The following is a 21,710-nucleotide window of genomic DNA, read 5'->3' as shown; positions in this document are numbered from 1 at the left end:
GGCCCGCCGCATACTGGCGCGTCCTTGGGGTTGAACCTTCCGTCGAAGGAACAGAAGCGACACGCACCGCGCCGACGATGACCACCACCGAGCTGAGCTGGATCGCCACCACGCTGACCGCCGCGCGTCCGCGCGCGGTGGCAGCGCTGCTGCGCTACTTCCGCGACCTGGACACGGCCGAGGAAGGCTTCCAGGAAGCCAGCCTGCGCGCGCTGCGGCACTGGCCCGAGCAGGGCCCGCCCGACGATCCCCTGGCGTGGCTGATCCTCGTGGGGCGCAACGCGGCGCTCGACGAGCTGCGGCGGCGCGACCGGCACGATCCGCTGCCTGGAGGCGATGACGGCGACGCGGACGCGGCCCTCGACCCCGACCTCGCCGAGCAACTCGACCAATCGCATTACCGCGACGACGTGCTGCGCCTGCTTTTTGTCTGCTGCCACCCCGCGCTGCCGCTCGCGCAGCAGATCGCGCTGGCGCTGCGCATCGTCTCGGGGTTGTCGGTGGCGGAGATCGCGCGCGCCTTCCTCGTCGGCGAGCGTGCGATGGAGCAGCGCATCACGCGCGCCAAGCAGCGCGTGGCCGCGGCCGGCCTGCCCTTCGATGCGCCCGGTGTGCGCGAGCGCGGCGAGCGGCTGGCGGCCGTGGGCGCGGTGGTCTACCTGCTGTTCAACGAAGGCTATGCGGCCAGCGGCGGCACGGCCCATGTGCGCGCCGCGCTGTGCGAAGAGGCGATCCGCCTCGCGCGCCTGCTGTGCGAGTTGTTCCCCGACGAGCCCGAGGCCGCCGGCCTGTGCGCACTGCTGCTGTTGCAACACGCGCGCGCCGATGCGCGGCTCGACGCCGACGGCATGGTCGTGCTGCTCGAAGACCAGGACCGCACGCGCTGGCATCGCGCGGCGATCGACGAAGGCCTGGCCCTGCTCGATGCTGCGCTGCGCCAGCGCCGCATCGGGCCGTACCAATTGCAGGCGGCCATCGCGGCCACGCACGCACGGGCCGCACGCGCAGCCGACACCGACTGGGCCGAGATCGACCGGCTCTACGCCGGGCTCGAACGGCTGCAGCCCTCGCCCGTGGTGACGCTCAACCGCGCGGTGGCCGTGGCGAAGGTGCGCGGGCCCGAGGCGGCGCTGGCGATGGTCGACGCGCTGGCGGTGCCGCTGTCGGCGTACTTTCACTTTCACGGCCTGCGCGGCGGGCTGCTGACGCAGCTGGGCCGCCCCGACGAAGCGCGCCGCGCCTTTGCCGATGCGCTCGCGCTGGCCCGCACCGCCGCCGAGGCTGCGCACATCCGCCTGCTGCTCGACCGCCTGAGTGCGGGCGCCGCTTCCGACACCCTCCACGCAAAGGACGAACGATGCTCTATTCCATCCTGATCTACGGTTCCGAAGCTGCGGCAGCCGGCTGGGCGCCCGAGGTCGAAGACGAGATGCTCGAGCGCCACACCGACCTGCGCGACGAGCTGCAGGCCGCCGGCCGGCTCGGCACCGTGCTGCGCCTGATGCCCGACACCGCCACCACGGTGCGGCACGCCGGCGCCGCGCACCCGCTGGTGACCGACGGGCCTTTCGCCGAGACGAAGGAACAGCTCATGGGCCTCTACATCGTCGAGTGCGAGTCGCTCGAAGATGCACGGCATGCGGCGCGGCGGCTGGACTTCGAGGGCGGCGTGTTCGAGATCCGTCCGGTCACCTGGTACGACCCGGGCGTGATCGCGCCGCGCATTCCGCAAGTCTGAGAAGAAAAAAACACGCAGTACTGTCGGATCAGCTGGGCCTGCGCCGTCCTTGGAACGAGCGCCTGCATGTCGCGGGCGCCACTCACTCCAAGGAGAAACGCCCATGCCCTCGAACGTGCTGTCTTTGAAAGACCGCTGCGCCGTGATCCACGGTGGCAGCGGAGCCCTCGGCGGCGCCGTAGCCCGTGCCTTTGCGCGCGAAGGCTCCCGCGTGTTCGTCACCGGCCGCAGCCGCGACAAGCTCGATGCGGTGGTGAAAGACATCGCCGCCGCCGGTGGCCGCGCGCAGGCCGCGGTGGTCGATGCGCTGGACGAAGCCGCCATGCTGCGCCACGCGGCCGAGGTCGCCGAGCAGGCCGGCGGCATCGACCTCGCGTTCAACGCGGTCGGCGTCTTCCACGTGCAGGGCCGGCCGCTCGCCGAGCTGTCGCTGGAGGACTACTTCGTCCCGGTCCACGCCTACACGCGCAGCAACTTCCTCACCGCCAAGGCCGTGGCGCCGCACATGGCGGCGCGCGGCGGCGGCGTGATCCTGTCGGTGTCGACGCCCGCCTCGCGCCTACCCGGTCCCGGGTACCTCGGGCATGCCGTGGCCTGCGCCGGCGTGGAGGGGCTCACGCGCCACATGGCGGGCGAGCTGGCAGCCTTTCGCATCCGCACCGCCTGCATCCGCTCGCACGCCATTCCCGAGGCGGCGGCCGCGGGCTCGCACAGCGGCGAGGTGTTTCGCCCGGTCGCCGAGCGCATGGGGCTCACGGTCGCGCAGATGCTGGCCGAGCGGCCCGAGGGCCTGCTGGTGGAACGCCTGCCCTCGCTGGACCAGTTCGCGGCCACCGCCGTGTTCCTGGCCTCGCCGCTGGCCGGGGCCATGACGGGGGCAATAGTCAACCTGAGCGGAGGGGTCATCCTCGATTAGGGTTGTCGGCGCTTTGAATTAACATCAAGATACAAATAGGAACTTTAGAAACAGTCGTTTCATTTAAGAAAAAACGTTGCACCACGTACACCACGGCTCAAAAATGTCGTCCTATGTCTGCCCCTCTTCTGGAAGACGTTGAAGTGGTCTCGCTGAGCCCTGCGCTGGTCGTCGAAGACGATCCGGCGATGCGCGAGCGGCTGGCGTACGTGCTCTCCACACTGGGCTGCGACGAGCCGCAGATCGCCTGGGCCGACAGCGTGGCCGCGGCCCGCTCGCTGCTGGAGCAGCAGCAGCATTTCGGCGTGGCACTGGTGGACATCGGCCTGCCCGACGGCAGCGGTGTCGACCTGATCGACTGGATGCATGTGCACCGCCCGCTCGTGCCCGCGGTGGTGATCTCGGCCTGGCGCACCGAGGCCGTGATCTTTGCCGCGCTGCGTGCCGGCGCCATCGGCTACCTGCTGAAGGAACGCGACGACCTGGAGCTCAGCATCGCGCTGCGCAGCATCGAGCAAGGCGGCGCACCGATCGACCCGGCCATCGCGCGACGCATCCTCGGCTGGGTGGCGGCGCAGTTGCCCGCCCCGCCACCGCCTTTCGACGAGCCGACGCTGGCCCCCGTCGCACTTACGCCGCGCGAGCGCAAAATCCTCGAGCTCGTGTCGCAAGGGATGAGCAACCGCGACATGGCGGAGGCGCTGTCGATCTCCAGACTGACCGTGGAATGCCACACCAAGAACATCTACCGCAAGCTGGCCGTCAACTCGCGCACCGAGGCGATCTACCAGGGTCGAAGGCAAGGCCTGCTGCGCTGAGCTTCTTTGCGGGCCTTCTGCTGTGGGCCCTGTGGCTGCTGCTCTCGACGGGCAGCGCGCACGCACAAACCCCTGTGGTTCCCGAACTGCGCGCCGAAGCCGCACGCGGCACCGGCTGGGACGACACGACCCCACCCGCCGACGGCTGGACGCCCGTCACCCTGCCCGACAGCTGGGCCACGCGCTGGCCCGGTTTCGACGGCGTGGTCTGGTACCGGCTGACCTGGGAGCAGCCCACGCCGGTGACCGAGTCGGGATTGCTGCTGCACTACTTGAACATGGCCGGCGAGGTGTCGCTCAACGGCACCACGATCTGGCGCGACCGCAGCCTGGTCGAGCCGCTCACGCGCGCATGGAACTCGCCGCGCTACTGGTTATTGGCCGCGCCGCAGCTGCGCGCCGGCACCAACACGCTGCTGGTGCGCGTGTCGGGCCTGTCGGCCTACCAGGCCGGGCTGGGACCGGTGAGCCTGGGCACGCCCGCCGCCCTGCAGGCCGAGTTCGGCCGCGAGCAGCTCATGCGGCGCGACCTGCAGGTGTTCGGCCTGGCGACCAGCGCGGCGGTGTCGGCCTTCTTCGCGGCGTGGTGGCTGCTGCGGCGGCGCGAAACGGCCTACGGCTGGTTCGCCGCGATGTCGGTGCTGTGGCTGCTGTTCGGCTACAACCAGATCGCCACCAGCCCCTGGCCCTTTGCCAGCAACCACAGCTGGCAGGCGCTCAACACCTCGCTGTTGCTGTTCTTCAGCATGTCGTACGGCGTGTTCGTGCTGCGCTTTGCCGGGCGGCGCCTGCCGCGCCTCGAAATCGCGGCGTTCGCGATAGCAATCATCGGCGTGCTCGACCTGTGGTTTACAGGCACCGCGAACCTGCCCACCCACCGTGCGATCTGGACCCTGGTGGGCGGCCTCACGATCATCGGGGTGAACAGCGCCGGTATCTTCCATGCGCTGCGTTACCGCGGCAGCCCGATGCGTTCGCTCGCGCCGTTCATGGCCGTGTCGGCGCTCACGGGCGCACACGACCTGCTGGTGTTCACGCAGGTGATCGACAGCAACATCTACTACACGACCATGTCCTCGTACGTGCTGCTGCTGGGCATGGCGCTCACGCAGGCCGGGCGCTTCGTGCAGAGCCTGAAGCGCATCGAGAACTTCAACACCGAGCTGATCGAGGAAGTGAACGCCGCCAAGGCCGAGCTCGCGGCCACGCTCGCGCAGCAGCACGCCCTCGAGCTGGCGCACGCGCGCATCGGCGAGCGCGTCAACCTCGTGAGCGACCTGCACGACGGCCTCGGCGGCATGCTCGTGGGCAGCATCGCCACGCTGGAGCGCACGCCCGACCACCTCAGCGCGCCGCAGCTGCTGGCGATGCTCAAAAGCCTGCGCGACGACCTGCGACTGATCATCGACGCCACGGGCCGCGACGACGGTGCGCGCGCACTCGGCGAGCTGCTGGCGCCGCTGCGCTACCGCAGCGCGCAGCTGCTCGACGCGAACGGCATCGACTGCCGCTGGAAGGTCTCGGGCATCGACACGCTCGAACTCGCGCCCTCGCAGAGCCTGGACCTGATGCGCTTCCTGCAGGAGGCGCTGACCAATGTGCTCAAGCACAGCGCAGGCCGGCGCGTGGACGTGACGGTGGCGCGCGCGGGCGCCGAACTGCAACTCAGCGTGCGCGACGACGGCCGCGGTTTCGCGGTTCACAGCGTGAGCGGCGGCGCGGGGCTGCGTAATTTGCAGGCGCGGGCACGCCGCCTGGGCGCGGAGCTTCAGTTGCAGTCGCAGCCCGGCGACACGCAGGTGGTGCTGCTGATGCCTTTGGGCGGTGCGGCTACTTGACCAGCGTCAGCGTGCCCTTCATGAGCGACGCGTGCCCGGGGAACGAGCAGAACCACGCATAGCTGTCGCCGGCCTTGAGCTTGGCCACGTCGAAGCTCACGGCATCGGTCTCACCGCCGCCGATGACCTTCGAATGCGCGATGACGCGGGCATCGCCCGGCTTCACATAGGCCTTGTCCAGCCCCGCGCCGATGCCGTCCGCCGCCACGCCTGGCGCGTCGGCCGCCTTGCTCAGCACCCAGTTGTGGCCCATCGAAGCCTTGGGCAGCTTGCCCACATGCTTGAGCTTCACGGTGAACTGCTTGCAGCTGGCCGGGACCGCGATGGCGGTCTTGTTGAACTGCATCGCGTCGTTGCCTTCGATCTCGATGTCGCAGGTGGCGGCCAGCACGGGGCCGGCCAGCAGCGCCGTGAAAAGCAGGGCCGCGGTGGTTCTCGTCTTCATCACATGGTTCCTTCGGTGAGGTGCCGACTCGGCACGCCCCACTGTGCGGTGGGCGTGCCGCGAAACACTTGCGATGAATCAATGCGCGCTGCGAAAAGCCTCAGAGTTCGAGTACCAAGCGCCCTTCGCACGCGCGCGAACAGCAAGCCATCATCTTCGTGTTCGCATCGCGCTCGCTGCGCGTGAGCACCACGTCGCGGTGATCGACCTTGCCGGCCAGCACGCGCACTTCGCACGAACCGCACAGGCCTTCTTCGCAGTCGCTCTGCACATCGACATTCGCCGCGCGCAAAGCCGTCAGCAAGGTCTGGTCGGGCGGCACGGTGATGACGAGGCCGGAGTCTTTCAGCTCCACCTCGAAGGCATGTTCCTTCGACGGGTCGAGCGTGGCGAGCGTCGATTCGAAATGCTCCACGCGCAACGCGCCCTCGGGCCATGCGGCGCAGCAGTCTTCGAGCGCTTCAAGCATGCGCAGCGGGCCGCAGGCATACACCTGTGCGCCGGGCACGGGCGTCGCGAGCAACGCCCGCAGGTCGTTGCGCCGGCCTTCGTCGGCTGCATGCACGTGCAGGCGTTCGCCATGCAGTGCGGCCAGTTCGTCGACGAAGGCCATGGTGGCGCGGCTGCGGCCGCTGTAGTGCAGTTCGTAGTCGATGCCCAGCGCCTTCGCGCGGCGCGCCATCGCGCTCACGGGCGTGATGCCGATGCCGCCGGCGATGAAGATCGCCTTGGTCAGCGACTCGTCGAGCCGGAAGTGGTTGCGCGGGCCGCGGATGCGCAGGCGGTCGCCCACCTTCACGTTCGCATGCACCCAGGCCGAACCACCGCGGCCTTCGGGCTCGTGCAGCACGGCGATCTCCAGCGCGTGGGCTTCGTCGGGGTCGCCGCACAGCGAGTACTGGCGCGACAGCTCGGGCGTGCCGCATTCGACGTCGATGTGAGAGCCCGGCGTCCAGCGCGGCAGCGGCTTGCCGTCGGGCGACACCAGGCGCAGCCGCACGATGCCGTCGGCCACCGGCGTCACGCGCTCGACCACCACGGGCCGCGCGATGGCGTGCGCCGACGGCTCGCCGATGCGTACGGGCACCTGCACGTCGCGCAGGCCCGCGTTGGCGCGCTCGGGGTTGGCGCTCGGGTCCCACTCGACCCACAGGTGTTCGGGCCCGCGGAACGAGGTGTTGGGCACGTAGCTGAAGCGTTGTTCCGACAGGCGCATGTGCGGCAGGCGCCGCGTGAACTCCTCCAGGAAGATCTGCATCTCCATGCGCGCCAGGTTCTTGCCCATGCACTGGTGCGAGCCGTAGCCGAAGGTCAGGTGGTCGCTGGCGTTGTCGCGGCGGATGTCGAACAGGTCGGCATCGGCGAAGTGGCCTTCGTCGTGGTTGGCCGACGAGGTGACGATCAGCAGGCGCGAGCCCGCCGGCAGGTCGACGCCGCCGACCTGCGTGTCTGTCGTGACGAGCCGGCGCCAGGCGGCCACCGAGCCGTTGTGGCGCAGGCACTCTTCCACGGCGTTGGGAATGAGGCCGGGGTCGTCGCACAGCTCCTGCCACACCTGCGGGTGCTGCAGCAGCAGCTTCACGGCATTGGCGGTGGCGTTGGCGGTGGTCTCGTGCGCGGCGACGATGCCGGCCATCATCATCGAGTGCAGGTACGAGTCGGTGACGACCTCGGGGTGCTGCATCTGCTTGCGGATGCCGTACTGCATCCAGCCCGGAGCGTCGGGGTCTTGGCGCATCTTGTCGAGCACCTTGCCGGCGTACTGCCAGAAGTTGCCGACGGCATGCGCCACGGCCACCTGCTCCTCGGACTTGGGGCGGCCCCAGGTGTTGACGGTGTGCGCGATGGAATACTGGCGCAGCGTGTCCATGTCTTCCTCGGGCACGCCGAGAAAGTGCAACGCCACGGTGAGCGGAATTTCCCACAGCATCTGGTCGACGAGGTCGGCGCGGCCGTCGTCGATGAAGCGGTCGACATAGCTGCGCGCCAGCTCGCGCACCAGCGGCTCGTGGTGCTTCAGCGCCTCGGGCGTGAACGGGTCCATGAGCGCGCGGCGGCGCGGCATGTGGGCCGGCTCGTCCTCGTTCACCAGCGTGCGGTTGAGCGCAAAGCCGTAGCTTGCGAGCACGGCATTGGCTTCGTCGCCCGTGGGCGTGATCTTCTCCAGCGCGTTCGACGGGCTGAAGGTGAGGTTGTCGCGGAACACCGCCTTGATGTCGTCGTAGCGCGTGATCACCCAGTAGCCCAGCTTGGGGCTGTAGAAGATCGGCTCCTGCTCGCGGGCCCAGCGCACGTACTCGGGCGGGTCTTGCTGGTAGCCGTCTTCGAAGGGGTCGAACTCGGCGGCGCGCTGGCTCACGGGGCAGCCGGTGGGCGTGCGCTCGGCAGAGAGCGCCCCGTGCGCGACGGGGCAGCCAGAAGCCGAGGAAGTGCGCGATGGCATGGCGGTGTCGGACATGGCAGCAGACTCAGTCGAGCGTGATCTTCAGGTCGCGGATCAGCTTGTGCCAGCGCGCGGTCTCGGCCTTCAGCAGTTCGGTGTACTGCGCGGGCGTGTTACCCACGGGCTCGACGCCGAAGTCGACCATGCGCTTGTTCACCGAGGGCTCGTGGATGGCGGCCACCAGCTGACGGTTGAGCGTGTTCACCACGTCGGCCGGCGTGGCCGCGGGCACCACCACGCCGACCAGCGCGGCGGCTTCGACGTTCTTGTAGCCGAGCTCGGCGAAGGTGGGCACGTCGGGCAGCTGCGGCAGGCGCGTGGGGTTGGCCACGGCCAGCGCGCGCACCTTGCCGCCCTTGATGAAGCCGGCGCCGGCGGCCATGTCGACCATCATGGCCGGCAGCTGCCCGCCGACCACGTCGGCCAGCGCGGGCGCTGCGCCGCGGTACGGCACGTGGACCATGAAGAGTTTGGCCTCGACCTTCAGCAGTTCCATCGCCAGGTGGTGCGGGCTGCCCGCGCCGGCCGAGGCGTAGTTGATGCCGCCCGGCTTGGCCTTGGCCTGCGCGATGAAGTCCTTGGCGGTGGCAAAGCCCGAGTTGGCGCCGACCACCAGGATCATCGGGAACTTGCCCATGAGCGTGACGGGCGCCAGGTCTTTGGTCGGGCTGTAGCTCAGCGACTTGTACAGCGCCGGGTTGAACACCAGCGTGCCGTTGTCGGCCGAGAGCACGGTGTAGCCGTCGGCCGGGGCGCGCGCGGTTTCGGCGGCGGCCAGGGCGGTGTTGCCGCCCGGCTTGTTGTCCACCAGCACCGGCTGGCCGACTTGCGTCGACAGCGTCTGGGCGACGGTGCGCGCAAGGAAGTCGGAGCCGCCGCCGGCCGCGTAGGGCACGAGCCAGCGGATCGGCTTGTTCGGGAAGGCAGTCTGGGCGCTGGCGGTGGTGGCCAGGGCAGCGAGGGACAGGACCGCAAGGCCGCGGGCGAAGTGCATCTTCATCGGGTGTCTCCGGAGTGGATATTGTGTATTGCGTAATTATCATACGCATTGCGTAATCATTGATCCACGGGTTTACCCGGCCGCCTGGGCCGCCACCTAAGATGCCGACGACATGACCTCCCCTGCCGAAGCTCCTTCTTCTCCCCCCCGCGAACGCCGCCAACGCGTGCAGTCCGCCGAGACCGGCATGGCCGTGCTCAAGGGCCTCGCGCACCTGGGCGGGCGCAGCAGCCTCACGGCCCTGGCCACCCACGTGGGCGAGAGCCCGGCCAAGGTGCACCGTTATCTCGCGAGCCTGATGGAAGAAAGCCTGGTGCGGCAGGACACCGCCTCTCAGCACTACTACCTGGGGCCAGAGGCGATCCAGATCGGCCTGGCCGCCATGCGCCAGGCCGACCCGATCCGCGCGGCCGAGCCCTGCCTGATCCGCCTGCGCGAATCGCTGGAGGTGACCTGCTTCGTCGCGGTGATGGGCAACAAGGGCCCGACCATCGTGCGTTTCGAGGAGCCGGGCCTGCCGGTCACGGTGAACGTGCGCGCCGGCTCGGTGATGTCGATGCTGTGGTCGGCCACCGGCCGCGCCTTCCTGGGCCTGCTCGACGAGTCGCGCGTGGTGGCGCTGGCCGAGCAGGAACTGGCCGAAGCCACCGCGGACATGCGTGCGCTGCTCGATGCGGCCGACCCCATCGGCACGCTGCGCCGCGAGGTGCAGCATGCGCACTGCGCCATCGTGAAGGACACCTACCTGCGCGGCATCAGTGCCGTGGCGGCGCCGGTGTACGACTACGCGGGAAGGGTGTGCGCCGTGATCACCGCGCTGGGTGCCACGGGCGGGTTCGACCCGTCGATCGACGGGCCGATCGCCATCGCCGTGCGGCGGGAGGCGAAGGCCGCCGGCGCGCTGCTGGGCGCGGCGACCTGAAGCTGCTGGCTTATTCCGCCCAGACCACCGTGCCGGTCCACGCCGTGGCCAGCACGACGATGCCGAAGGCGATGCGATACCACGCGAACGGAATGAAGTTGTGCGTGCTGATGTACTTCAGCAGCCAGCGCACGCACAGCCACGCGCTGATGAACGAGAAGGCCAGGCCCACCGTGAACATCGGAATGTCGGCCACCGACAGCAGCGCGCGCTCTTTGTACAGGCTGTAGGCGCCCGCGCCGATGAGCGTTGGAATCGCCAGGAAGAAAGAGAAGTCGGTCGCCGCCTGGCGCGACAGGCCCAGCAGCATGCCGCCGATGATGGTCGAGCCGCTGCGGCTGGTGCCGGGGATCATCGCGAAGCACTGCACCAGGCCGACCTTGAGCGCGTCCCAGGGCGTCATGTCGTCCACGTGCTCGACACGCACCGAACCCGGCGGGCGCTTCTCGGCCCACAGGATGATGAAGCCGCCGATGATGAAGGTGCTCGCCACCACGGTCGGAATGAACAGGTGCGCCTTGATCATCTTGCCGAACAGCAGGCCCAGCACCACCGCGGGCAGGAAGCCGATGACGATGTTCAGCGCCAGCCGGCGCGCCTTGGGCTGGCGCGGCAGCGCCACCACGGTCGAATGGATCTTCTGCCAATAGACCAGGATCACCGCGAAGATCGCGCCGGTCTGGATGGCGATGTCGAACACCTTGGCCTTGGCGTCGTCGAAGCCCAGCAGCGAGCCCGCAAGAATGAGGTGGCCGGTCGACGAGATCGGCAGGAACTCGGTCAGACCCTCCACGATGCCCATGACAGCGGCCTTGACCAGCAAAACGATATCCACGCGTACTCCTTGTAAGAGCGGCAATTATGGCGAGGCCTCCGGTCAGGCCCTGCTCAGGCCCTCGGCCGCAGGAAATACCTAGTTCAGGTGATGTTCGACGTCGGCGCATTAATACATATTGGTAACAGTTATTCACCTGCGGCCGAAGGAGCATCCATGTCAACGTTCACCACCGGGAGTGAACTCGAGGACTGCGTCGCTGAAGAACGCCCCTCGACGCTCGACGACCATGTCGAAGACCGACTCAAGAGCCCCTGCCAGCGGGAGCGGGAGCAGTGCCACGGCATGCTGCGCGTGGCCGAAGCCACCGGCGCCTCGGCCTACGAGCTGCGCCAGCTGACGCAGCGCCTGGCCGATATCGACCGCTGCGGCGCCAGCGCCTGCATCGTCGCGCAGGGCCATGTGGAGGCCGACCGCATGGCCTCCGGCCTGCAGGCCGACGCCGCCCTGTGCATCGACTTCCGGCTGCTCGAGCCGCTGGGCCCGGCCCACGACAAGAAATGGTTTGCGCGCTGGAAGTTCTGGAGCTTCCTGCTCGGCGCGGCCGGCCCGGTGGCCGCGCTCACGCTGCAGGGCCTGGCGCTGCGCCCGGCCGAACCGCACGACGCGCATGCCGACCTGGTCGCCAAGTCGCGCAAGGTGCTCGAAAGCTGGCGCCGCACCTCCGACACCCTCTTCTGGCACGCGGTGGAAGACTACGTGCGCCAGCAGGCCTTCTCGCTCGAAACGCAGGCCTACCTGATGCACTGCGTGGCGTCGGTCTTCGCGGCCGATGCGCCCCCGCTGTCCGACGCCGAGCGCGAACGGCTGGCCGCCGTGCTCACCGACACCTACTGCGACGCCCTCGGCACCGCGGCGACCATGCCGTCGTCGGACATCTACCGGCGCCTGGCACAGGGCCTGGAGACCGACAGCGGCAACGCCGGCCCGGGCCGCCCGCTGGGCCGCGGCGAAGCGGCCCAGGTGGCGATGACCACGCTGGTCACGGTCGTCGGCAACGGCGGCTCACACTGAAGCGGTAGAAGCGCGACGGCGCAGCGCACGCACCGCGCTGTCGACCGTCGTCAGCACCGGCAAGCCGCTGGCCGCCTCGCAGGCGCCACGCGCCCGCGCCATGCTGAACTGAGCCAGAGCAATGCGCGTGCAGCCGCGCGCGCGCAGTGCCGCGGCCTGCTCGGCGATGAGCGCATCGTGGCGCTGTGCATCACCCGCATCGAGCGCGGCCAGCGCGCCCTCGGCCAACGCCAGCTCGAGCGGCATGCCCGAGGGGAACTCCGGCGGCATCGATTCCAGCGTGCGCGCAAAGGTCGCGATCAGGCCCAGGCGGCCTTCGCCCTGCACGGCCTCTTCGATCATGGCCTCGTTGGGCTTGAGCACCGGAATGCCCGCATGCCGCTGCGCCACCGCCTCGATGCACGGCCCGAAGGCCGAGCAGGTGAAGAGGATGCCGCGCGCGCCCGTGTCCACCGCGTACTGCGCCAGACGCTGGAAGCGCTCGTGCATGGTTGCGTCGAGCCCCTTGCCGTCGCGCGCGAGATCGGCCGAGAGACTGTCGTCCAGCAGGTTCATGCGCACGGCCTCGGGCCAGTCGCGTGCGAAGGCTTCGTTGATGGGGGCGACGGAATGCGAGAGCGCGTGGATGAGGGCGATGCGTGTCATGAAATCAGAGGAAGTCGGGGTGCTCAAATTCCCTTGGACGACGGATTGGCAAACGCCTCCTTCGTCTCAGCATTGAGCGGGTAGTTGATGTTGATGCCCTTGGGCGGAATCGGCGACATGAACCACTTGCTGTAGAGCTTGTCCATCTCGCCGGACTTCATCATGCCCGAGACCACGCGGTCCACCAGCGCCTTGAAGGCCGGGTCGTCCTTGCGGAACATCAGCGACTGGTTCTCGGTGCGCAGGCTCTCGCCGGTGATGACGAAGTCCTTCGGGTTGCGCGCGTTGGCGATCTGGCCCGCGAGCAGGATGTCGTCGAGCACGAAGGCCTGCGCGCGTCCGCTCTCGACCAGCAGGAACGAGTCGGTGTGGTCCTTGCCCGAGAGCTGGTTCACCTCGAGGCTGCGGCCCTTGTCGGCCGCGCGCAGCAGGCGGAACGACGTGGTGCCGGCGGTGGTGACCACGGTCTTGCCCTGCAGGTCCGCGATGCTCTTGATGCCCGAATCGGCCTTCACCAAGGTGCGCACGTTGTAGCGGAAGATGTCCGGCGAAAACGCCACCTGCGACTGGCGCTCGACCAGGTTGGTGGTGGAGCCGCACTCGATGTCCACCGTGCCGTTCTGCACCAGCGGAATGCGGTTGGCCGAGGTCACCGCCTGGTACTTGATGTCGAGGGCAGGCAGCTTCAGCTCGGTCTTCACCGCCTCGACGATGCGGTTGCAGATCTCGATGCTGTAGCCCACCGGCTTCAGGTTGCCGTCCAGGTACGAGAAGCCGAACGAGGCCTCGCGGTAGCCGAAGGTGATGGCGCCGCTGGCCTTGATCTTGGCGAGCGTGTCGTTGGCGGCCTGCGCCTGCGCGGCGGTGGTCGGCAGCAGCGCGGCAAAGGCCAGCGCGAAAGCGGCGGCGGCGATGGAAAGCGACGGACGAAGCTCGGGCATGGAACGCTCCTCGGGACGGCGGTTGAAGAAAAGGGAACGGGGGACGGTGGCTCAGCGCGTCGCGCCGCGCGTGACCGCGTCGACCGAGGCCGCGAGCCGCGCGACGATCTCGTGCAGGTGGTCGCGCGTGGCGATGTACGGCGGCGCCAGCAGCACGTGGTCGCCCTGGCGGCCGTCGACCGTGCCGCCGAAGGGGTAGCACAGCAGGCCGCGCGCCATCGCGTCTTGCTTGAGGCGCGCATGGACCTTCAGCGAAGCGTCGAAGGGCTGCTTGCTCGCGCGGTCGGCCACGAGCTCGACGCCCCAGAAGAAGCCGCGTCCGCGGATGTCGCCCACGTGCGGGTGGTCGCCCAGCGCCTCGGCCAGCATCGCGCCGAAAGCCACACCGTCTTCGCGCACCTTGGCGACCAGGCCGTCGCGGCGGATCACCTGCTGCACCGCGAGCGCCGCCGCGCAGGCCATCGGGTGGCCCAGGTAGGTGTGGCCGTGCTGGAAGAAGCCGCTGCCCTTGGACATGGCCTCGACGATCTTTCGCTGCGCGAGCACCGCGCCGATCGGCTGGTAGCCGCCGCCCAGGCCCTTGGCGATGGTCATCAGGTCGGGCGCGATGCCCTCCTGCTCGCAGGCATGCAGCGAGCCGGTGCGGCCCATGCCGCACATCACCTCGTCGAGGATCAGCAGCACGCCGTACTTGTCGCACACGGCGCGCACCGCCTTGAAGTAACCCGGCACGGGCGTGAGCACGCCGGCGGTGGCACCGCCCACGGTCTCGGCCACGAAGGCGATCACGCGGTCGGCGCCCTGCGCGACGATGGCCGCCTCCAACTCATCTGCCAGGCGCAGGCCGTACTGCTCCGCGCTCTCGTCGGCGCGCTGCTCGCGGTACGGATAGCACGGCGCGACGTGCGTGGCCGGCACGAGGATCGGCGCGAAGGGCTCGCGCCGCCAGGCGTTGCCGCCCACCGCGAGCGCGCCCAGCGTGTTGCCGTGGTAGCTCTGGCGGCGCGCGATGAAGTGGCTGCGCTGCGGCTGGCCGATCTCCACGAAGTACTGGCGCGCCATCTTCAGCGCCGACTCCACCGCCTCCGAACCGCCGCTCACGAGGTACACGTGGCTCATGCCTTCGGGGGCGGAACCGATGAGCTCGTCGGCCAGTTGCTCGGCCACCTCGCTCGTGAAGAAGCTGGTGTGGGCGTAGGCCAGTGTGTCGATCTGCGCGTGCATGGCCGCCATCACCTCGGGGTGGCCGTGCCCGAGCGAAGACACGGCCGCGCCGCCCGACGCATCGAGGTACTCGCGCCCGTAGGCGTCGCGGACGAACATGCCCTGCGCGCTGGCGGCAACGGGCGGGGTGTGGCGAAGGTGGCGGTGGAAGACGTGCGTCATGGCAAGGGGAAAGCGGCGGCCTGAGTTTGGAACTAACGTTTCGGTCGAATTATTGTTTGGAACATTTGTTCCGTCAACTCCCGGGATTTCCCTGCTCCGGTACATTCGTTCCAGACACCCCGAGAAAAGAGACACCGCCATGAGCGCTGCGCCGGGCCGCCCCAAGCAAGCTCGCACCGCAGTGCGAAGCACGAAGGTATTTCGATGAACGCCAAAGAACTGATCCGCCAACGCTTCAACGACCTGAGTCCTGCCCTGCAGCAGGTGGCGCGCTACGTGCTCGACCACCCCAACGAAGTGGTCACGGGCTCGATGCGCAACGTCGGCACGCGCGCGCAGAGCACGCCGGCCACGCTGGTGCGCTTCGCCCAGCACCTGGGCTTCGACGGCTGGCCGCAGCTCAAGGAGGCCTTCGCGGCCGACATGGGCCTAGGCACCGAAAAGTATGGCGTGCGCGCCAAGCAGCTGGTGGGCCGCGCCGCCGACCAGGGCCTCGCGGGCGAGATGTTCGAGGTGCAACGGCGCAACCTGGAGCTCACGCACCAGCAGAGCGGGCCGGCGCTGCTCAAGGCCTGCGTGCTGCTCGAGAAGGCGCCGGCCGTGCACGCGGCGGGCTTTCGCGCGTGCTTTCCGATCGCGTTCTCGTTCGTGTACGTGTACCGGCTCTTTCGCACCAGCGTGCATCTGGTCGACGGCCAGGGCGGCTCGCTCGAGATGCAGCAGCGCGCCTTCTCCAAGGGCGACGCGCTGGTGGTGGCGAGCTTTGCGCCCTACTCGCGCGAAGCCTTGCAGGTGGCGCAGGCCGCGAAGGCGGCCGGTTGCCGCATCGTGGCGATCACCGACAGCGTGACCTCGCCGCTGTCGCTGCTGGCGGACGAGACGCTGCTCTTCACCATCCACAGCCCCTCGTTCTTCCCGTCGGTGGCGGCCGGCGTGGCCGTGACGGAAGCGCTGGTCGAACTGCTCGCGAGCCGCGCGGGCAAGCCGGAGGTCCGGCGCATCGACCAGGCCGAGGCGCAGCTGTTCGAGTCGGGGGCCTACCTCATGGCGCCGGTGGCGCGCGGCGGCTGATCAGGCGAGCGCGCGGGTGCGGCCGGCGCTCTGGCGCAGGTAGAGCACCAGCAGGTCGCGGTTGGCGTTGATGTGCTCGCGCATCGCGGCTTCGGCGCCGGCAGCCTCCTGCCGGCCGAGCGCCTCGACGATGCAGCGGTGCTCTTCCAGCGCCTGCAGCGCCTGGCCGTGCCGGTACATCAGCATGGCGGCGTCGCGCTTGTGCGGGCGCGAGCGGCTGTCGAAGATCACCGGCAGCTGGCAGGCCCGCTGCACGGCCTCGCTGAGCCAGCGGTTATCGGCCAGCGACAGCAGCTTGTGGTGGAAAGCCTGGTTCAGGTCCTGCCACTGGTCGGCGCGCTCGTCGGTCCAGTCGCCGCTGTCGTGCAGCAGCGCGTGCTGCTCGTCGACCATGGCCGTCAGTTCGGCCAGCGCCTCGCCGCCCAGGCCGCGCTCGCTGAGCAGGCGGCAGCCCATGCCTTCGAGCGTGGCGCGCACGCTGAAGGCGTCGAACACGTCCTTGGCGTCGAAACGGCGCACCTGGAAACCCCGCTGCGGGTGGTAGACCAGCAGCCCCTCGTCGGCCAGCCGCGCCATGGCGCCGCGCACAGGGGTGCGCGACACGCCAAGCTCATTGGCGAGCGAAATCTCCATCAGGTGGGCGCCGGGGGCGATCGCACCGTCGAAGATGCGGGTGCGCAGCGTGTCGGCCACGGACAGCACGCGCGTCCGCGAGGGATCTGGGGGGGTCATCGAAAGTCGGAAACAGGGAGCGGCCCGAAGCGGGCCGCGCGGATGGTACGGCGGCGTATCGAAGCTTCATATCCCCAATTTCCGTAAAAATTCCTTTCTGGCGACTTTTTCGAGAATTACGGAAAAATTATTAACTTCTGTAAACAATCGCCCCGGTTTCCGCGTTACCGCCCCGCCGTTTCGGCCGCCAGGTGGATCGCGGCGCGAATCCGGGGGTAGGTGCCGCAGCGGCAAATGTTGCCGCGCATGGCGTCCGAGACCTGGTCGTCGCTGGGTTTGGGGGTCGCCTTGAGCAGCGCGCAGGCCGACATGAGCTGGCCGCTCTGGCAGTAGCCGCACTGCACCACGTCGACCTCGGTCCAGGCCTGGCGCAGGGCGTCGGCCTCCCGGCCCTTCAGACCCTCGATGGTGGTGACCTCGCGGGCGCCCACGGCTTCGAGCGGGGTGACGCAGGAGCGCACGGCCTCGCCGTCCAGGTGCACGGTGCAGGCGCCGCACAGCGCCTTGCCGCAGCCGAACTTGGTGCCGACGAGCTTCATCTCGCCGCGCAGCACCCACAGCAGCGGGGTGTCGGGCTCGGCGCTCACGGTGGCGGTCTGGCCGTTGATCTTCAGCGTGGTGGTCGTGGTCATGGGGATGTCCTTCTTGTTCCGGGAGGGTCAGGCCAGCCGCAAAGGCAGGCTGCGCAGGCGCTGGCCGGTCAGCGCGAACACGGCGTTGGCCACGGCGGGCGCGATGGGCGGCGTGCCCGGCTCGCCGACGCCGCCGGGCGGCACCTCGGCGCCAGTGCCGGCGACGATGTCGACCTCGATGACCGGGCACTCGTCGATGCGCAGCGGCGTGTAGTCGTGGAAATTGGTCTGCTGCACCTGGCCGCGCGCCACGGTGATCTCGCCGCGCAGCGCCGCCGACAGACCGAACACGATGCCGCCCTCCATCTGCTGGCGGATCAGGTTCGGGTTCACCGGCAGGCCGCAGTCGATCACGCACACCACGCGGTGCACGCGGATCTGCCGCTCGGGCGTCACCGACACCTCGGCCACCTGCGCCACGATGCTGCCGAAGGCCCGGTGAATGGCCACGCCGCGCGCGCGCTTCGTGCCATCGGGCCCGTCGGCCAGCGGCTCGCCCCACTTCGAGAGCTCGGCCACGCGCTTGAGCACCGCCAGATGGCGCGCGTCCTTGGCGAGCAGGCCGGCGCGGAAGGCGACCGGGTCCTTGCCGGCGGCCACGGCGCATTCGTCGATGAAGCTCTCGACGAAGAAGCCGTTCTGCGAATGCGCCACCGAGCGCCAGATGCCCGTGGTGACGGCCGACTCCACCGGCACGTGCGCCACGCGGGCCTGCGGGAAGTCGTAGGCGGTGTTCCAGGCGCCGTCGGTCGAGTTGTCCATGAACGACGGCGCACCGAGGCTGGAGCCGGCGCTGGTGGTCTGCCACGCGACCAGCGCGCCCGCCGCGTCGAAGCCGGCCTTGCACCGCGCCACGTAGGCGGGGCGGTAGAAGTCGTGCGTCATGTCTTCCTCGCGCGACCAGATCAGCTGCACCGGCGCGCCGCCGGCCTCGCGCGCGAGCTGCGCGGCCTGCACCAGGAAGTCGATGAAGTAGCGCCGCCCGAAGCCGCCGCCCAGGTAGGTCACGTGCAGCGTGACCTTCTCGACGTCGATGCCCAGCGTCTTGGCGACCGCGGCGCGCGCAAAGCCCGGCGCCTGCGTGGGCGCCCAGACGGTGGCGGCGCCGTCCTTGAACGGCACGGTGCAGTTCATCGGCTCCATGGTGGCGTGCGCCAGGAAGGGCACGCGGTACTCGACCTCGATGGTGCGCGCGGCGGATTTCAGCGCCGCCGCCACGCCGCCGGTGTCGAGGCGCGCGTTGCCCGCGTCGGTGTCGAGCGTGCGCGCGAGGCGGTCGATCATCTCGGCGCTCGACAGGCTCGCGGCCGGGCCGTGGTCCCAGGTGATGTCGACCTGCTTCAGCGCGCGCATCGCGTGGTACGGCGTGTCGGCGATCACGGCCACGCCGCCCGCCGTGCTGCCGGTGCCGACGAGGCTCGCGGCCACGGGTTCCAGCGCCACCACCTTGCGCACGCCGGGCAGCGCCTCGGCCGCTTTCGCATCGAAGTGCGCGACGCGGCCGGCCAGCGTCGGGCACATGGCGATGCTGGCGTACAGCAGGCCCGGCGGCAGCGCGTCGATGCCGTAGATGGCGGTGCCGTTGAGCTTGCCGGCGTTGTCGATGCGCCGCTGCGGCTGGCCGATGACGCGAAAGTCGGCTTGCGCCTTGAGCTTCACCGCCGTGGGCAGCGGCTGCTGCGCGGCCTGCGCGGCAAGCTCACCGAAGCGCGCGCTGCGGTTGGAAGCCGCGTGCAGCACACGGCCGGCCTCGGTGCGGCATTCGCTGGCGGGCACCTGCCACTGCGCGGCCGCCGCGCCCACCAGCATGAGCCGCGCCGAGGCGCCGGCCTCGCGCACCGGACCCCACTGGTCGGTGACGCTCGACGAGCCGCCCGTGCCCGAGAGCCCCGGGATCGTGCGCAGCAGCTTGCCCACCACCTGGTGCGCCGCGCGCTTGCCGAAGCCCTCGTCGCCGGGCTTGAAGGGCAGCGCGTCGAGGATCATGGCCTGGTTGTTGTAGATGGCGTCGAAGCCGGCCTGCTCGAGCCGCACCTGCGACATCGAAGCGTCCATCTCCTCGGCCAGCAGCATCGCCAGGCCGGTGTGGGTGCCCTGCCCCATCTCCGATTGCGTCATCACCAGCGTGACCGTGTCGTCGCTGCCCACCTTGACCCAGCCGTTGAGCGCGACCTGTCCGTTGCCCGCCGGCAGTGGCGCACCGGGCACGAGGCGCGACGCCGCCGGCGTGGCGGCCCAGCCGACGACCAGGGCGCCTGCGGCCCCGAGGGTGCCGAGCACGAAGTGGCGGCGTTTGAGTTGGGGCATGGGGTGGTCTTTCTTCGGTGGGGTCTTGTCGTTCGTGCGGGAGGTGTCGCCGTGGTCGCGGTGATCAGGGCGGCACGGCGATGCCTCGCCAGAACATCTCGAAGCCGGCTTCGGCGCAGTCGAAGGCCTCGTGGTCATCACCGGCCTGCGCGATGTAGCCGACCGTGGTCTCGGCCATGGCCGTGAGCATCGCGCCCAGGAATTCCATCGGCCGCTCGACGACTTCGCCGCGCCGCATGCACTCCTGCGCCGCCGCCTCCAGCCGCGCGAACGGCACCATGCCGGCGGCGCGGCTCTCGTTGCTCAGTTCGTCGGACACCTTGAGCTGCGCCAGCACGCGCAGCTTGCCGGGGTGCGCCACGCCCCATTGCACGTAGCGGTCCCAGATGTGGCGGAACTGGGTGCGTGGGTCGGCGGCTTCGGGCCAGTCGGCCAGCATCACGCCGGCCAGCTCGGTCTTCAATGCGCGGTACAGCGCGTCGGTCAGCAGCGCCTTGCTCGCGAAGTAGGTGAACAGCGTGCCCTCGGCCACGCCCGCGGTGCGCGAGATGGCCGAGGTCGGCGTGGCCCACACGCCGCGCCGGCCGAACTCGACCAGCGCCGCCTCGAGGATCGCGTTGTGCTTGTCTGCGCTGCGGGGCCGGGCCATGCGTCGAGGGTCTCCATCGTTCGTTTAAATGAGTGCGCACTCAAGTATAGGAACGCAACGCCGATCCGCAAGCCCGTGGAACCACGGTGTCACGCGGCGGTCAAACGAGGGTCGTGGCGTCGTGCTGCGACAGGAGGTAATGACCATGAAGCATGTCAAGCATTGGCAGGACCCCGTCAACGCCGTCGCCGGCGTGTGGCTGATCGTCTCGCCGTGGGTACTGGGCTTTCAGGGCAACACGCTCGCCATGTGGACCATGGTGGCGACCGGCATCGCGCTGGGCGCCGTGGCCTTGGGCGCGACCTTCGTGCCGCATCAGTGGGAAGAGTGGACCGAAGTGGCGCTGGCAGCCTGGCTGGCGGTGTCGCCCTGGTTGCTCGACTTCCGCATGGTCGAGCCGGCGCTGGTCAACGCGGTGCTCGTTGCCGCGGTGATCATGGTGCTCGCCCTCTGGGTCCTGGTGACCGACAAGGACTACCTGGGCGGTGCCATCGACCGTCCGGCGTGATGGGGAGAGAGCGATAGTGTGAGCGCCGAGCGGCGACCACCGCCGCGAAGCGACGACGCCCGGTTCGGTGTTCGCGCCGGACCGGGCCGACGGGCCAGGCAGGTTCCCATGCCCGCCCGCGACACCCGCCCCTTACGGTGTGCGGGAAGCGGCGTTGCTGTTTGAAGTGCTGTTGCCGGCCGGGCGGGCATCGCCCATCCAGTCGGCCTGCCAGCCGCCGCCCATGGCCTGGATCAGCGCGATTGCCGCGGCCTGGCGATTGACCTGAAGCTGCACGAGCGCGCGCCGCGCGCTCAGTGCGGCGGCCTGCGCCTGCACCACGTCGGTGTAGCTCACTTGCCCCGCGCGATACCGGTTGAGCAACTGCTGCTCGGTCTTGTCGGCCGCTGCCGTGGCCTCGCGGCGCAGGCCTTCCTGCTGCGCCAGCGTGGCGCCGGTCGTCAGCTGGTCTTCGACCGTCTGGAACGCGGCCAGCACGGTCTGCCGGTAGCGCGCCACGCTGGCCTCGTGGCCGGCCTTGGCGGCATCGACACTGGCACTGATCGCACCCGCATCGAACACCACCTGCGCCACCGACAGGCCCAGCCCCCACAGCGTGTTGGCCGAGCCGAAGAGGTCTTTCACACGGCTCGCGTTGCTGCCGACCGAGGCCGTGAGCGAGATGTTCGGGTAGTAGGCCGAGCGCGCGACGCCGATCTGCGCATTGGCCGCGGCCACCGCGCGCTCCGCCGCCGCGATGTCGGGCCGGCGCTGCAGCAGCGTCGAGGGCACGCCGGTCGGCACGCCAGGCACCGTGGGCGTCCAGCGCGCGGGCGGCAGGCTGAAGTCGGCCGGTGCCACGCCCACCAGCATCGCGATGGCGTGCTCCAG

Annotated in this window: 21 protein-coding genes; 9 read left to right on the top strand and 12 right to left on the bottom strand. The window is 69.5% G+C overall.

What is annotated here, in order from left to right; translation table 11 throughout:
• Window positions 1-77 precede the first annotated feature (77 nt).
• The 5 genes from AAG801_RS27245 (at window position 78) to AAG801_RS27225 (ending at window position 5,310) form a co-directional block, all read left to right on the top strand.
• A complete protein-coding gene (locus AAG801_RS27245) occupies window positions 78-1,376 on the top strand; it encodes an RNA polymerase sigma factor (RefSeq protein ID WP_341891189.1) in 1,299 nt (432 codons plus the stop codon).
• Window positions 1,358-1,738 (top strand): YciI family protein, encoded by a 381-nt coding sequence (locus tag AAG801_RS27240; protein ID WP_101489591.1) that lies wholly within the window; start codon window positions 1,358-1,360, stop codon window positions 1,736-1,738. Before AAG801_RS27245 ends, AAG801_RS27240 begins: the two co-directional genes overlap by 19 nt.
• A 103-nt stretch (window positions 1,739-1,841) precedes the next feature.
• Window positions 1,842-2,654 (top strand): SDR family oxidoreductase, encoded by an 813-nt coding sequence (locus tag AAG801_RS27235; RefSeq protein WP_341891188.1) that lies wholly within the window; start codon window positions 1,842-1,844, stop codon window positions 2,652-2,654.
• Between the two features lie 113 nt (window positions 2,655-2,767).
• Window positions 2,768-3,472 (top strand): response regulator transcription factor, encoded by a 705-nt coding sequence (locus AAG801_RS27230; RefSeq protein WP_192192787.1) that lies wholly within the window; start codon window positions 2,768-2,770, stop codon window positions 3,470-3,472.
• A gap of 74 nt (window positions 3,473-3,546) precedes the next feature.
• Complete coding sequence (locus AAG801_RS27225) at window positions 3,547-5,310, top strand: ATP-binding protein (protein ID WP_341891187.1); 1,764 nt, start codon at window positions 3,547-3,549, stop codon at window positions 5,308-5,310.
• On the opposite strand, the gene azu is transcribed toward AAG801_RS27225, so the two are convergent.
• From azu to AAG801_RS27210, 3 genes are all read right to left on the bottom strand, one after another.
• A complete protein-coding gene (gene azu, locus AAG801_RS27220; protein ID WP_341891186.1) occupies window positions 5,303-5,755 on the bottom strand; it encodes an azurin in 453 nt (150 codons plus the stop codon). The genes AAG801_RS27225 and azu overlap by 8 nt on opposite strands.
• A 100-nt stretch (window positions 5,756-5,855) precedes the next feature.
• Entirely contained in the window at window positions 5,856-8,213 is a 2,358-nt protein-coding gene (locus AAG801_RS27215) for a cytochrome P450/oxidoreductase (RefSeq protein ID WP_341891185.1), read from the bottom strand.
• 10 nt (window positions 8,214-8,223) lie between these two features.
• Window positions 8,224-9,198 (bottom strand): tripartite tricarboxylate transporter substrate binding protein, encoded by a 975-nt coding sequence (locus AAG801_RS27210; RefSeq protein WP_341891184.1) that lies wholly within the window; start codon window positions 9,196-9,198, stop codon window positions 8,224-8,226.
• A 112-nt stretch (window positions 9,199-9,310) separates the two neighbouring features.
• Here AAG801_RS27210 and AAG801_RS27205 point away from each other — a divergent pair, with 112 nt between their 5' ends.
• Complete coding sequence (locus AAG801_RS27205; protein ID WP_341891183.1) at window positions 9,311-10,120, top strand: IclR family transcriptional regulator; 810 nt, start codon at window positions 9,311-9,313, stop codon at window positions 10,118-10,120.
• 10 nt (window positions 10,121-10,130) lie between these two features.
• Here AAG801_RS27205 and AAG801_RS27200 read toward each other — a convergent pair whose 3' ends face one another.
• Complete coding sequence (locus AAG801_RS27200) at window positions 10,131-10,955, bottom strand: undecaprenyl-diphosphate phosphatase (protein WP_341891182.1); 825 nt, start codon at window positions 10,953-10,955, stop codon at window positions 10,131-10,133.
• A 156-nt stretch (window positions 10,956-11,111) separates the two neighbouring features.
• On the opposite strand from AAG801_RS27200, the gene AAG801_RS27195 reads away from it, so the two are divergent.
• Entirely contained in the window at window positions 11,112-11,969 is an 858-nt protein-coding gene (locus AAG801_RS27195; protein ID WP_192192794.1) for a hypothetical protein, read from the top strand.
• On the opposite strand, the gene AAG801_RS27190 is transcribed toward AAG801_RS27195, so the two are convergent.
• The 3 genes from AAG801_RS27190 to AAG801_RS27180 are packed head-to-tail and all read right to left on the bottom strand — an operon-like array spanning window position 11,961 to window position 14,941.
• The gene (locus AAG801_RS27190) at window positions 11,961-12,614 is read right to left on the bottom strand and encodes an aspartate/glutamate racemase family protein (protein ID WP_341891181.1); all 654 of its coding nucleotides are present in this window, start codon (window positions 12,612-12,614) and stop codon (window positions 11,961-11,963) included. The genes AAG801_RS27195 and AAG801_RS27190 overlap by 9 nt on opposite strands.
• Before the next feature lie 23 nt (window positions 12,615-12,637).
• Window positions 12,638-13,555: a transporter substrate-binding domain-containing protein gene (locus AAG801_RS27185; protein ID WP_341891180.1), complete on the bottom strand. Its 918-nt coding sequence runs from the start codon at window positions 13,553-13,555 to the stop codon at window positions 12,638-12,640.
• Between the two features lie 51 nt (window positions 13,556-13,606).
• Window positions 13,607-14,941: an aspartate aminotransferase family protein gene (locus tag AAG801_RS27180; RefSeq protein ID WP_341891179.1), complete on the bottom strand. Its 1,335-nt coding sequence runs from the start codon at window positions 14,939-14,941 to the stop codon at window positions 13,607-13,609.
• Between the two features lie 204 nt (window positions 14,942-15,145).
• Here AAG801_RS27180 and AAG801_RS27175 point away from each other — a divergent pair, with 204 nt between their 5' ends.
• Complete coding sequence (locus tag AAG801_RS27175; RefSeq protein WP_341891178.1) at window positions 15,146-16,012, top strand: MurR/RpiR family transcriptional regulator; 867 nt, start codon at window positions 15,146-15,148, stop codon at window positions 16,010-16,012.
• Here the strand turns inward: AAG801_RS27175 and AAG801_RS27170 are convergent, their stop codons facing one another.
• The 4 genes from AAG801_RS27170 to AAG801_RS27155 all read right to left on the bottom strand — a co-directional run bounded on the left by AAG801_RS27170 (window position 16,013) and on the right by AAG801_RS27155 (window position 20,332).
• Entirely contained in the window at window positions 16,013-16,744 is a 732-nt protein-coding gene (locus AAG801_RS27170; protein WP_192192799.1) for a GntR family transcriptional regulator, read from the bottom strand. It lies immediately after the preceding gene.
• Window positions 16,745-16,908: 164 nt separating this feature from the next.
• Window positions 16,909-17,376, bottom strand: coding sequence for a (2Fe-2S)-binding protein (locus tag AAG801_RS27165; protein WP_101489576.1), 468 nt, complete (start codon window positions 17,374-17,376; stop codon window positions 16,909-16,911).
• A 27-nt stretch (window positions 17,377-17,403) separates the two neighbouring features.
• Window positions 17,404-19,683: a xanthine dehydrogenase family protein molybdopterin-binding subunit gene (locus tag AAG801_RS27160; protein WP_341891177.1), complete on the bottom strand. Its 2,280-nt coding sequence runs from the start codon at window positions 19,681-19,683 to the stop codon at window positions 17,404-17,406.
• Between the two features lie 64 nt (window positions 19,684-19,747).
• Window positions 19,748-20,332 carry a TetR/AcrR family transcriptional regulator gene (locus AAG801_RS27155; RefSeq protein ID WP_341891176.1) on the bottom strand — a complete coding sequence of 195 codons (585 nt, stop codon included), beginning with the start codon at window positions 20,330-20,332 and terminating at the stop codon, window positions 19,748-19,750.
• A 145-nt stretch (window positions 20,333-20,477) separates the two neighbouring features.
• On the opposite strand from AAG801_RS27155, the gene AAG801_RS27150 reads away from it, so the two are divergent.
• Window positions 20,478-20,840: an SPW repeat protein gene (locus AAG801_RS27150; protein WP_101490282.1), complete on the top strand. Its 363-nt coding sequence runs from the start codon at window positions 20,478-20,480 to the stop codon at window positions 20,838-20,840.
• 132 nt (window positions 20,841-20,972) lie between these two features.
• On the opposite strand, the gene AAG801_RS27145 is transcribed toward AAG801_RS27150, so the two are convergent.
• The coding region (locus tag AAG801_RS27145) for a TolC family protein (protein WP_341891175.1) at window positions 20,973-21,710 on the bottom strand (738 nt) is incomplete at its 5' end.

Source organism: Variovorax sp. YR752, from assembly GCF_943372545.1.
This window is presented reverse-complemented; position numbering and strand designations above follow the sequence as displayed.